Annotated in this window: 15 protein-coding genes and 1 pseudogene; 6 read left to right on the top strand and 10 right to left on the bottom strand. The window is 51.6% G+C overall.

From position 1 onward, the window contains the following. Positions 1-4 precede the first annotated feature (4 nt). The 7 genes and pseudogenes from DW082_RS00405 to DW082_RS00435 all read right to left on the bottom strand — a co-directional run bounded on the left by DW082_RS00405 (position 5) and on the right by DW082_RS00435 (position 6452). A pseudogene (locus tag DW082_RS00405) lies at positions 5-801 on the bottom strand (undecaprenyl-diphosphate phosphatase). 3 nt (positions 802-804) lie between these two features. Then, on the bottom strand, positions 805-1071 hold the full coding sequence (locus tag DW082_RS00410) for a DUF3098 domain-containing protein (protein WP_055205271.1): 267 nt from the start codon (positions 1069-1071) through the stop codon (positions 805-807). A gap of 103 nt (positions 1072-1174) precedes the next feature. Continuing rightward, a complete protein-coding gene (locus tag DW082_RS00415) occupies positions 1175-2056 on the bottom strand; it encodes an ABC transporter permease (RefSeq protein ID WP_055205270.1) in 882 nt (293 codons plus the stop codon). Between the two features lie 7 nt (positions 2057-2063). Then, entirely contained in the window at positions 2064-4475 is a 2412-nt protein-coding gene (locus DW082_RS00420) for a YfhO family protein (protein ID WP_118456856.1), read from the bottom strand. A gap of 67 nt (positions 4476-4542) precedes the next feature. Continuing rightward, positions 4543-5394, bottom strand: coding sequence for a metallophosphoesterase (locus tag DW082_RS00425; protein ID WP_055205268.1), 852 nt, complete (start codon positions 5392-5394; stop codon positions 4543-4545). 28 nt (positions 5395-5422) lie between these two features. Beyond that, a complete protein-coding gene (locus DW082_RS00430) occupies positions 5423-6277 on the bottom strand; it encodes an endonuclease/exonuclease/phosphatase family protein (RefSeq protein WP_055205267.1) in 855 nt (284 codons plus the stop codon). A gap of 4 nt (positions 6278-6281) precedes the next feature. Continuing rightward, a complete protein-coding gene (locus DW082_RS00435) occupies positions 6282-6452 on the bottom strand; it encodes a MarR family transcriptional regulator (RefSeq protein WP_055205266.1) in 171 nt (56 codons plus the stop codon). Between the two features lie 253 nt (positions 6453-6705). On the opposite strand from DW082_RS00435, the gene rpmI reads away from it, so the two are divergent. The 5 genes from rpmI to DW082_RS00455 all read left to right on the top strand — a co-directional run bounded on the left by rpmI (position 6706) and on the right by DW082_RS00455 (position 9655). Then, positions 6706-6900 (top strand): 50S ribosomal protein L35, encoded by a 195-nt coding sequence (gene rpmI, locus DW082_RS00440; RefSeq protein ID WP_055205265.1) that lies wholly within the window; start codon positions 6706-6708, stop codon positions 6898-6900. Between the two features lie 98 nt (positions 6901-6998). Beyond that, positions 6999-7343 (top strand): 50S ribosomal protein L20, encoded by a 345-nt coding sequence (rplT, locus tag DW082_RS00445; protein ID WP_055205264.1) that lies wholly within the window; start codon positions 6999-7001, stop codon positions 7341-7343. Between the two features lie 306 nt (positions 7344-7649). Next, a complete protein-coding gene (locus DW082_RS14210; protein ID WP_145996532.1) occupies positions 7650-7934 on the top strand; it encodes a hypothetical protein in 285 nt (94 codons plus the stop codon). A 69-nt stretch (positions 7935-8003) separates the two neighbouring features. After that, a complete protein-coding gene (locus tag DW082_RS00450; protein WP_118456857.1) occupies positions 8004-9128 on the top strand; it encodes a 6-bladed beta-propeller in 1125 nt (374 codons plus the stop codon). Then, positions 9125-9655, top strand: coding sequence for a hypothetical protein (locus DW082_RS00455; RefSeq protein ID WP_118456859.1), 531 nt, complete (start codon positions 9125-9127; stop codon positions 9653-9655). Before DW082_RS00450 ends, DW082_RS00455 begins: the two co-directional genes overlap by 4 nt. Positions 9656-9786: 131 nt before the next feature. Here the strand turns inward: DW082_RS00455 and greA are convergent, their stop codons facing one another. The 3 genes from greA to DW082_RS00475 form a co-directional block, all read right to left on the bottom strand. Beyond that, entirely contained in the window at positions 9787-10263 is a 477-nt protein-coding gene (gene greA, locus DW082_RS00460; protein WP_055205263.1) for a transcription elongation factor GreA, read from the bottom strand. 50 nt (positions 10264-10313) lie between these two features. Further along, positions 10314-10508 (bottom strand): hypothetical protein, encoded by a 195-nt coding sequence (locus DW082_RS00465; protein WP_055205262.1) that lies wholly within the window; start codon positions 10506-10508, stop codon positions 10314-10316. A gap of 266 nt (positions 10509-10774) precedes the next feature. After that, positions 10775-11695: an alpha/beta hydrolase gene (locus DW082_RS00475; RefSeq protein WP_118456862.1), complete on the bottom strand. Its 921-nt coding sequence runs from the start codon at positions 11693-11695 to the stop codon at positions 10775-10777. A gap of 170 nt (positions 11696-11865) precedes the next feature. Here DW082_RS00475 and DW082_RS00480 point away from each other — a divergent pair, with 170 nt between their 5' ends. Next, a complete protein-coding gene (locus DW082_RS00480) occupies positions 11866-12453 on the top strand; it encodes a SagB/ThcOx family dehydrogenase (RefSeq protein WP_259335435.1) in 588 nt (195 codons plus the stop codon). Positions 12454-12456: the final 3 nt, after the last annotated feature.

Consider the following 12456-nt stretch of genomic DNA (forward strand, 5'->3'; position numbering starts at 1 on the left):
GGATTCAGACCAGCGAATAGACGATGGACGCCGCGCCGACCAACAGGCAGTACACGGCAAAATAGATCAGCTTGCCCCGCTTCACGATCCCGATCATCCAGCGGCAGGCAATGAATCCCGACACGAGGCCGTAACGAAACCGGCCAGCAGCGCAACGGCCGAAATTCCGCTCTCGGAAGGGTGGAACCCGCCCTTCATCGCATCGAGGAATGCCTCGCCGAGAATCGGGATCAGCACCATCAGGAACGAAAACCGGGCTACTTCTTCCTTGCGGTCGCCGAGCATCAGTCCGGTCGAAATAGTCGATCCGGAACGCGAAAGACCGGGCAGGATCGCCGCGAAAGCCTGCGCGAGCCCGATTACGAAAGCATCCTTGAACGAAATTTCCGCTTTCTGCCGGGGACGGGCGTAATAGGCGAAAGACAACAGCGCAGCCGTAATCAGCAACGAAATCCCCACGACCAACAATCCGGATGCGAAAAGTTCCTCCACATAATCCTTAAAGAAAAATCCGACGATCGCCACCGGTACCATCGAAAGCATTATTTTGCAAATATAGATCGTTTCGTCGTTCCACTGGAAACGAAAAAATCCGGCGATCAACCGGGCCAGTTCGTTGCGGAAAACCACAATCGTGCTGCATACCGTAGCGGCGTGCACCGCGACGGCGAAAGTCAGGTTCTCTTCGCCCTGAAGACCGAACAACGTATTGAAAATCTGTAAATGGCCGGAACTGCTCACCGGCAAAAACTCCGTAAGTCCCTGTACCAGCCCCAAGACGACCGCTTCCCACACCTCCATCGGTTACTCCTCCTTTTTCGGTTTCTTCATAATAGCGTAAATCTCGAAGGCGAAACCGCCCAGCACCAACAGCGGAGCGAGCGTAATGCGCCGGAAACTGAACATATCCTCGTTGAACACGTTCGGATCGTCGCTGCCGCCGCCGCTCATCAGGATAAATCCGAGGACGATCACGGCAAAGCCGATCAGCATCAACTTATAATTGGTAAAAGTCAACGGCATCCGGTTCGATTTTCCGGCGTCCGTCGTGTTTTTCTCATTTTTTTTCATCCGTTCTCCGTGTTTATGACGGCAGGCCCGCCGCCTGTTATGCTCTAAAATATAACGCAACCGGCCGGCAATCATTGTAAAACCGGGCCGGATTCCGAAAAAATCAATACAAATACAACTTATCGGTCCGCATCCGCAGGAATTTACGAACGGCGAAAGCGGTGAACACCAGCGAAATGAGGATACCCCCCACCATCATCGCCCCGAAAATGAACAGCAGTTGCAACTGATCCGAAACGAACTTCACCTCCGGCAGCCCTTCGTGCAGCCCGGCGATCATCACGGCCAGCATCGCCCACGAGATCAGCCCGGCATAGATTCCCTGCAAGATACTGCCGCCCAGGAACGGCTTCGTAATAAACCAGCGCGTGGCCCCGACCAGCTTCATCGTATGGATCAGGTAACGTTTCGAGAAAATCGTAACGCGGATCGTATTGTTCAGCAGGATCAGCGAAATAATCAGCAGCGCGCCGCCGAACAGCAACAGCACCAGGTTGAATTTATTGATGTTGGACGTAACCTGCTCGATCACGTTCCGCTGGTAGACCACCTCGTCGACCCCGTCCCACGACATGACCTGCTTCTCGAGGGCCGACAGCGCCCCTGTTTCGGCCGAACGTCCGTCCAGTTTCACCTCGTAGGAATCCGGCAGCGGATTCGTCTGCAGAAATTCGACGAAATCGCTTCCCAGATAGGCCTGGAAATCGGCCGCCGCCTGGTCTTTCGGAATGAATTTCACTTCCCGGATCGCGGGGTTCGTCTCCAACTGCCGCTTTACCGCAGCGGAAGTCTCCTCCGGAATGCCGTCTTTCAGCATCACGAACACCGACACGTTCTCTTTCAGCCGGTTCGAAGCGTTCAGCGCGCCGAGGATCAGGTATCCCACCGCGCCGAGCAGAAAGAGCACCAGCGCGATGCTGACCGTCGAAATAATGTAGGCATTCCGAACCTTGCGTTTGATTTTCCTGTTATTGTTTACAGCCATAACCTAATCAGCTATTTTCCGTTTGTTTGCGTTTGCGTACCGCCGCGACGGAGACGGCTGCGACCAGCCCGGCCAAAAGCAACAGCGAACAGGCGCGCGTAACGGCCGTCAGCGCCGCATAGTGCGGAGCGCGGAAACGGAACTCGACCGTATGGTTTCCCGCCGGCAACGCCATCGCCCGCAGCACGTAATCGGCACGAAAATAGGGCGCCTCTTCGCCGTCGACATAGGCCGTCCATCCGTGCGGATAATAAATTTCGGAGAATACGGCGACCCCTTCCGCCGGGGCCGTATATTCGTAACGTTGCAGATTGACCCTGTATTCGGTCATCCGGATCGACGCAGTCGAGTCGGCCGCCGGCACGACTCCCTGCAACGCATCGGCGAAGCGCTCGTCGACTACGGCCACCCGTTTGGTATCGGTCGTCGTCAGCGCATCGATCTCCAGATCGGGGGTTTCGACGAAAGCTACCGAATCGACGAACCAGGCGGCGCCGTTGGCTTCCGGATTATGCTGCACGGATAACCGGCCCGTCTGTTGATCCGGCACGATGACGTAGCGCGTATTGAGCATATTGTACACGTTCATATTCATCTTCGACAGATGGCGGTCGATCAGATCCTGGTAGCGGTGCAGCTTGGCTCCGTGGTAGCCGCCGACCGAACGGTGGAAATAGGAAGTCGAAGCGTCGTTGAACGTGCTGACCGAAAGATTCAGCACCCGGTATCCGGGCTCGCCGGTCGAGTCGGCCAGGATCTGCCGGTCGGCCTCCGTCGGACGGATTTCGGCCCGGTTCGGCAAAACGAATGTGTCGCCGTTCAGATAGCGCAGGTTGACGGGCACCATATCGGCCGTCACCAACACGCCGAGCAGCAGCACGAAAGCCGTCTTCTTGATCTTTTCCGCCGCGAACGCCCAGACTACGCCGGCCGCCAACAGCACGAACAGCAACGAACGGAACGCATCGGCCCGCATCATCGAGGCGCGCTCGGAACGCATCGCCGAAGCCACCTCCTGCGGAAGCTGATCTTCGCCCTGACCGGAAAACGACATCAGCGCGCCGCCGAACACGAGGAACAGCAACGCGATTCCTCCGACCGTCAGCACCGCCGATCGAAGTCCTTTCATCAACCGCTGCCGGTCGAGTTCGCCGCACCAGAGCCGCTGCAACACGACGGCCATCAGAAACGGCACGCTCCATTCGGCGATCACCAAGATCATCGACACGGTGCGGAACTTATTGTACATCGGGAAATAGTTGAAAAACAACTCGGTGAATCCCATAAAATTACTTCCCCAGGACAACAGCACCGCGAGCAGAGTCACGACGAACACCCACCATTTCGAACGCCCGCGCAGCACGAACATGCCGAGCACGGCCAGCAACAACGCCACGGCCCCCAGGTAAACGGGGCCGCTGGTCATCGGCTGGGGCCCCCAGTACGCGGGAACCTGCGAAACGTCGGCGCGGTAATTCCTCAGCACCCCGGCGACCTCCCCGTCCTGCGAAAACCCGCCTTGCGAAGTTCCCCCGTACAGGTTCGGAATCAGCATGTTGAAAGTCTCCGCCTTACCGTAACTCCACGCCGTAGCGTACTGCAGGCCGAGTCCGTCCTGCTTCTTCCCGTCAGCGGAAGTCAGTTCGCTACCGCCGCGCATCGTCTCGGACGAATGGCTGTCGATATAATAAAGCATTCCCGCATTACTCCCTACGGCCAGCACGGCCGCCAGCGCCAGCAGTCCGGTCGCTTTGGCAAAATGCGGCAATATCCTTTCCCGGATCGAAAGCACCAACTCGTTGACCCAGAAAGCAATCAAAATAAATAAGAAATAATAGGTAATCTGCGGGTGATTGACCCCGATTTCGATCGTGGCGAAAACACCGGTCAGCGCGGCGCCAATCCACATATTCCGCCGGAACGCGTAATACACGCCGCCGAACAGCATCGGAGCGAAGGCCAGCGCGAGCATCTTTGTAATGTGTCCGGCCCCTATAATGATGAAGAAATAGGTCGAAAAACCGTAAGCGAGAGCCGGAACGATTCCGATCCACGGATTGAACCGCATACACAACAGCATGAAGAAAAACATCGCCATCGCAATGAAAATCAGCGAAGCGGGCTGTCCGAGGAAATAAAATACGCGGGCCAGCGTCTTGATGATCGTGCCTTCGTACTGTACGTTGATCAGGTAGGCCGGCATCCCGCTGAACATATTGCCTTCCCATTGCGGATCTTCGCCATACTTCGCACGGTGCTGCATAATGTCTTCGACACTGCCCTTATATTGCAGAATATCGTGCTGAGCCAGCACTTTCCCGTCGAACTGCGGGGCGAAATAGAACAGGTTGATCACGACGAAAACGACCAGCGCCACCAATATCGGCATCCATCGTTTGAGGGCTTGTTTAGACTCCATGCGGATAAGCTAATAAATGTCAGTCTGCAAAGTAACGAAAAAATGTTGAGAATTCCCCACCCGCGCTCTAATTCCCGGCCGGGAATCCGTCGATCCGCTCCGGCAGCCGGTCGAAACCGTAATAGACGGTTTCGATCTTCTCCGGGAAAACTTTTACGACCCGGAATCCGGAACGGTCGTTGCCCAGCGGCCGACCGGCGGCCCCGGCGGTATGGAATCGCACGCCCCCAAACGAACCCGAAGCGCAGAAATGCAGGTGCCCGGACAGGTAACAGTCCACGCCGTACCGCGCGAACAGGTCGAGGTACTTTCCGCGGCGAACGGACGGGATATTTTCGTAACGGTCCTTTTCATCGGCCGATTCGAGAAAAAACGGATGATGTCCCAGCACGATCGTACGGCCATACCTCCGGGAGCGTTTCAGTTTCGCCGCGAGCCATCTCCACTGCTTCCGCTCGCGGTCGGGACAATCGGCCCAGACGACCGGCGTATTCAACCCGATCAGGTAAGCGCCGCGGTGTGCGAATGCGAAACGGTCGTAACCGTACTTTTTAATATAAGCCTCGACCAGCCGGTCTCTTGCCTCGTTGCCCACGTCGTGGTTGCCCGGCGTAAAATAGACCGGGATCGCCGGATCGATCCGGGCGATCAACCGGTCGAATTCGGCCACTTGTCCGGCGTCGTTCAGGTCGTGCACCATATCGCCCGTCACGACCACGAACGCGGGCCGCAGCCGGTTGATCGCATCGGTAAAAAGCTCCATCAACTCCGTCTCGCGGGCGTAGGAACGGTTGTCGTCGATAAATCCCAACTGCGGATCGCTCAGTTGGATAAAAAAGAACGGATCGCTGCGCTTTTGCGCGGCGACGGAGGAGGCGACGCTTCCCAGAATCATAATCCAAACCAGCAGTTTTCCCATTTTTACAGTTCCCCGTTCGCCGCCGTGATTATTTCAACAACGCTTCGACAAAGACGGGAAAGTGGTCGGACGGATGATTGCGCCCGTCCGAATCGGTCAGGATGCCGAATTTCAGCACCGTCACGCGGTCGTTGACGAACAGGAAGTCGATCTTGCCTTTTTTCATCAACCGCTCCGGAACCTTCACCCCGAAATCGGTGTAACTCCAACCCGGCGTATAGGGCGGCGTCTGCGACACGGCTTCCGCATCGGAAAAAGCGCTCAGCATCACCTCGACCGGATCGCTCCCGGCCCCCGAGTTGAAATCGCCGGAACAAAAGACCGGATACTTCTCCCCGACCGTCTCGCGGATCCGGGCGACCAGCAGTTCGGCCGACTTATGCCGCGCCACGGGACCGATATGGTCGAAATGCGTATTGAAAAAGTAAAACACCCGACGCGTGGCGCGGTCCTTCATCTTGGCCCACGTACAGATCCGGTTCAAAGCGGCGTCCCAGCCTTTCGACACCTTTTCGGGCGTTTCGGAGAGCCAGAATGTTCCGCTGTCGAGTACCTGAATCCGGTCGACGCGGTAGAAAATCGCTGAGAACTCGCCTCCCGCCTCCCCGTCGCGGCCGACGCCGACCGACGCGAAACCGGGCATTTGTTGCAGGTCTTCCATCTGCTCGGGACGGGCCTCCTGCACGCCGACGACATCGTACTCATGAAATAAAATCAGCGCTTTAACCCGTTCCTTACGGTTCGGCCACGCATTTTCGCCGTCGCCGGGGTTGTTGCAACGGATGTTGTAGGAACCTATGTTCAGCGGACGGTTGCGGGCAACGAGACTATCGGCGCCGAACAACAGGATCAGCGCCGACAGATACAAGATCAATCTGTTCATGCCGCTACTTCTGAATGTCGTAAAAGCAGCGTTTCGGAGAGTAGACCTTGCCCTCTTTGACCAGTTTTTTGATCGCTTTGTCGGCTTCGGCTTTTTCGACGCCGGCAGCAGCCGCGATGTCGCCGGGACGCATCGCACCCTTTTCCTGAAGGGCTTTGAGAATTTTTTCTTCCATGACTCGATTCCGATTTGGTTGGTGACGTAAAAATAAGCATTTCGCCCGGTTCTTGCAAATCGGAAATTTTTATCGGGCGATCGGAAAATACGATACCGGAACAACGACGGAGCCATCCCTCATAAACATCTGATTAAAATAACTTTAATTAAAAATCACTCAAGTCGAAAAATATTTCGTAAAAACGGGATTTTTTTATTCCGGGATTAATTCCTACCTTTGAAGGCTGTTTAACATTAAAATTTTTAGTAGAATGCCGAAAATGAAAACCAATTCCGGTGCCAAGAAGCGTTTCGACTTCACCGGATCAGGAAAGATCAAAAGAAAGCATGCTTTCAAAAGTCACATCCTGACGAAGAAAACGAAAAAACAAAAACGGAATCTCACCTACTCGGGACTGATCTCGAAGGTCGATGAAGCCAACGTAAAACTGCTGCTGGTTAAATAAACCGCCGCGCGTTTTACATCAATGTCAAACAAAGAGTGACTTAGCCCCGAAGAGTGTGGGAGAACCATGCCGCTAACCGCTCGTAAAACTTTACAATTATGCCAAGGTCAGTAAATGCAGTTGCATCCAGAGCCCGAAGAAAAAAAGTTTTGAAACTTGCCAAAGGTAACTTTGGTTCAAGGGGAAATGTATGGACGGTCGCCAAAAACACCGTAGAAAAAGGTCTCACCTATGCGTACAGAGACCGCAAGAACAAAAAACGTCAGTTCCGCAGCCTGTGGATTCAGCGTATCAACGCCGCTGTCCGCGGTCAGGGAATGACCTACTCGGAATTCATGGGTAAGATGAACGCCAAAGGAATCCGGCTCAACCGGAAAGTCCTGGCCGATCTGGCTATGAACAACGCCGCAGCATTCGAAAAAATCGTTAAAACAGTGAAATAGCGCTTTCTCCGGGCCTCCCGGACAAACCAGCTAAAGAAAAAGTGTCGGAAACAATTTCGGCACTTTTTTGTTGGTTACTACTTACTACATTCAGCCATTATGCTAATTTTAGTCTAATTTACAGCACAAAACAATTCAAACAATAATAATTACAAAAAAAATTATAATTTAGCAAATCAAAATCACATTCTATAAATTAACAAAAAGGATGTGTATAGCAAAACAAACAGTCAGACGGAGAAATTACGTATTTCTCGATTTTATTTCAAACAAAATTTAATTCATATTAATTAAAAAAACTATTAAATGAAACGAAATTTATTTTTAGCAGTCGCATTTAGTGTTGCGGCAGTAACTTTTTACAACGTTTCCACACCGGCAAATACTAAATATGATCTACTGGTGGGAGATATAGAGGCTCTAAGTCAAGATGAATCATCTTCAGACAAAGGAGCTCCTATGAGTTTTACTTGCGGCGCTCTTATCGGCTATGACAAAAAAGGGAAACCAATCTATTGCCAGACAACGGTTGTAACCTGTCAAGGAACGGGTACACATTGCGAACGCCGTCCATGCAATTTACACGGTTAATCGAATATAAACAACAGAGACAGATATAAAAATCTGTCTCTGTTGTTAAAGCATAAATAATATTATCTCATGATGAACTATTTTATAAAGACAATTTTACCCTGCATAATTTTATCCAGCATCTCTGCCTGTACTCAACAACCAAATACGATATCGCAAAACGATCAAAAAAATCTTTCCTGGATCGAACAAGAGGATAGTACCGCAGCGAACTATATCGACACCGTAGAATATATTTTATTGGAAGCCCATCCGGACGGTCTTTTTAGAGAAATCGATAAATTAATCGTAAAAAACGATAAAATCTTTATTTTTGATTTTATAGGCCGAAACCAAGTACTGGTTTTTGACAGAAACGGGAAATTTCTATACAAAACAGGGAACAGGGGGCGCGGGCCGAAAGAGTATATCCAACTTCGCAATTTTACCGTAGACGACAAATTTATTTACCTGATCGACAATATTAAACACGAATTGTTGCTACATGACATCCAAAACGGGAACTTCATCACAAAGAAAACTCTACCGTTTGTTGTTTATGATATGGCTGTTTTCGATAACGGAAATTACATTTTTTCATGGGCTGTAGTCGACGGCGCCATCCTTTCTCCCGGCCAACAACCTTACCGCATATATATTACCGATTCGGATATGAATATCAAAAACAGCATTTTCCCGACAAATGAAAACGACTGTAGCGTCTTATCCCGATTCTCGTATTTAACTCATTCCAAGGGATATTTCGTCTTTAATACGCTGGTTTCAGATTCCATAGCCGTTTTCGACAGAAAAGCGCCGGATTCAGTGAAAGTTTATCACATCGATTTCAAAAACAGAAAAGCCCCACTAGAGGCAAAAAACGACCCGGAAAGACTATCCGGATTTCATTATCTGAGCGAAACACCGATCATGACACCCAAATATATGATCGGACAATTCAATGAAGATAAATACGGAGGACAGCCTTTCATATACGATCTGAATCGCCAAACGGCGGTGGGCACGAACATAATCAAAGATACATCCCGCTTTTTGCAAAAACCACTGGCTTATTTCGACAATCAGATTTTTTCACTTTATGATTATTCGACTTATATTTTTCAGATGAAAAACGGATTATGTACATTACCGGATTCAGTAAAAAAACATATGGACAAAGGCGACGGAGTCCTGATAACCTATCATTTGAAATGAAAATAATTTTTGTCGTATTAACCAACATACTTCTTTTTGCCTGCGTAAATAATAATCGCACAGATGCGCCTGAATTACTCGACAAGATTCTCGACAAGCAAATTTTAATTAAAAACCATTCCTATTGCATCAATGGGAAAGATACGCTAATCTCCGACATGATGGATACATCCCATTTTAAAATCGTAATATTCGCCGAATCATCAGATTGTGAGCGCTGTTCCTGGAGGCTGGAAGAATGGTTCCTGAAAAAGAAAGAATTGTCACTACTCGATAAAAATCCGTCTTTTATATTTATCGTACAGAGCAAAAACAGAAATTTAACTGAACATTACATCCGTGAAGCTTTGCCGGATATTCCTGTAATTTACGATTCAATCTCTAATTTTATTTCAGCAAACGGATTACCTCAAGAATCCGCTTATCATACGTTACTTTTAGATAAAAACAATCGTGTACGTCTAATCGGATCGCCCATCAACAACGACAAATTGTGGGAGTTATACAAAAAAGAAATCGACAATTAATTTAACAGGCAACAAACAGGACGGTTATCTCGGACAACGGGTTATCCCTAAAAAACAGATTATAAATTAATTAAAAACGGATCCGGTCGAAATCGACCGGATCCGTAAATATATTCAGGAAACCCAACCGGTCAGATCGAAATATTCAGTATCTCGAAACGCAGCACGCCCGACGGAACGGTAACGTCGACCTCTTCGCCCTTTTTGTGTCCGAGCAGCGCCTGTGCGATCGGGGTACCGATCGACAACTTGCCCTCTTTCAGGTTGGCCTCGTTTTCGGAAACCAGGGTGTACTCCACGACCTTCCCGGTGGTTATATTTTTAAGAGTTACGCGGTTCAGAATCTGAACGGTACTGGTGTCAATACGCGATTCGTCGAGCACCCTTGCATTGGCAACGGTATCCTCCAACTTGGCAATACGCATCTCAAGCATGCCCTGAGCCTCTTTGGCCGCATCATACTCTGCATTCTCCGACAGATCGCCTTTGTCGCGGGCTTCTGCGATCGCGGCGGAAATAGCAGGACGCTCGACCGAACGGAGGTGATCCAGTTCGTCTTTCAGCTTTTGTAAACCCGCTTCGGTTAAATAAACAACGTTTGATGCCATAATAATAATGATTGAGTTTAAATGTTTTCAGGAATTCACGCCGCGGCTTTTCAACCTTTATCGTTCAGATTGAGCATCTGCCGCAGCAGGTAAAGAAAAGTTACCGCACAACACGACAGGATCAGCACGGTCAGGTAATTGCGCATCTCCCCGTCGAACAGACACAACACCACGCTTCCCCCGAGGCAAAACACCGAGAGCAGCAGGAATGCCACATAAACATAAAATCGTGTCTTCGGTTTCATCGATTCGTTTGCGTTAACAAAAAGAAAAAATCCCGACCCCTGTCGGGGGGTCAGAACCTTTTCGATAAGACAAATGTAAACAAAGATTTTCGATTTTCCAAGTTTACCGCATTTTTTGCGAAAACTCGGAAAATCCCGATTCCGTTCGGCCGCTGTCCGGCGCGGACGCCTCCGGCATTACCCGCTGAAACGGCAGACGTAATCGAAATCTCCGGTCTGAGAACCGTACCGGTCGGCATTACAATCCGCAAAACGGCCGTTCTCCGCTACCGAGAAAGTTTCGGACAGGCGGTATCGGCCGCCGCGGCTTTCTTTCGCAATTGCTTTAGCCAGCGGGACAGCGACGCATGGTACTCGTCCCAATAGACGAAGTCGCCGATCCAACCGTGACGACCGGTGGGATAAACGTGCAGTTCGGCGGGAACGCCTTTCGAGCACAGCGAATCGTAGAACATCGTACTGTTGCGCGTCGGAACCACTTCGTCGTCGCTGCTCAGCGCGATGAAACACGGAGAAGTGGCGGGAGTATGTTCCGTGGCGGCAACGATGTGCCGCTCGGTCGAAAACCTCCGGATCAGATCTTCGGACGGATCTTTGCCCATCAGGTTATCGCGGCTTCCCCCGTGAGAGAATCCGTCCTGCATCGTAATCACCGGATAGATCAGTATCCCGAAATCGGGACGCGCGTAACTGAATTCGAACAGCGTCAGAGCCGAGGCCGCCAGATGCCCCCCCGCCGAAAAGCCCATGACGCCGACCTGGCACGGGTCGATTCCCCATTCGGCGGCATTTTCGCGCACGGTGCGAAACATTCGGCGCACATCGGTCAGCGGTATTTCGCTGTGTCCGTTCGGCATCCGGTAGCGCAGGACGACGGCCGTAATTCCGTTTTCGTTCAGCCAGCGGGCTACGTCGATCCCCTCGCGCTGGTAGCAAACACAACCGTAACCGCCCCCGGGCAGGACGACGACGCACTGTCCGTTCGCCTTGTCCGGCGCAGGACGGAACAGGAAATAATCCGGGACGGCAACGCCGAAACGGACGCCGTCGCGATCGGCCGTGACCGAAGAGTCGAGTCCGTTGTCGCCGTCGAACTTCCCGTCCGGATACAACGGCTGCGGCGTCTGAGCGGATGCTTCGGCGCAGCACAAAACGACCAGCGACAAAAAAGCAAGTATTCTTTTCATGGAAAAACAATTTATAAAATTTACGGAAGACGAACGCGTCCGACGCCGTCCGTTCGTTTTAGCATTAGTAAAGGTAAAAAAAATAAATTAAATTTGTAGGAACAAAACGTCCGAATCCGATGAGAAAAGCAATTTTGACACTTACGACACTGTTATTAACTTCATGGGCTATGGCACAGAACAATATCATCAAACTTCCGGCTCCGTCCAAAACCGGAGGAATGCCTTTGATGGAGGCGTTGTCGAAACGTGCGACGAACCGCACGATGGACGGCGAAAAATCGCTTTCGCAGCAACAGCTCTCCGACCTGCTGTGGGCAGCTTGGGGAATCAACCGCGAAGACGGCCGCCGCACAGCGCCGTCGGCGCTGAACCGCCAGGAGATCGACCTCTACCTGATCGGTCGTAAAGGGGCTTACCACTACGACGCCGAAGCGCACGCGTTGGTTCCGGTCGCCGAAGGCGATCTGCGCGGCAAGGTCAACAGCCAGGAGTACACCCGCACCGGGGACTGGATCCTGATCTTCGTGGCCGACTACATGCGGATGACGCAGGGCGACATGCAGGGCAACGCCGTCACCGCCGGTATCGACGCCGGACTGATCGCGCAAAACGTCTACCTGTACGGGGCTTCCGAAGGGCTGGCCGTGGTGGTTCACTCGACGGTCAACCGCGAAGAGGTCGCCAAAGCGCTCGGATTGAAATCGTCGCAGCATATCGCACTGGGGCAGACCGTAGGAATCCCGGCCCGCCGATGACCG

It is taken from the genome of Alistipes sp. AF48-12, assembly GCF_003477565.1.
Lineage (GTDB): Bacteria > Bacteroidota > Bacteroidia > Bacteroidales > Rikenellaceae > Alistipes_A > Alistipes_A hominis.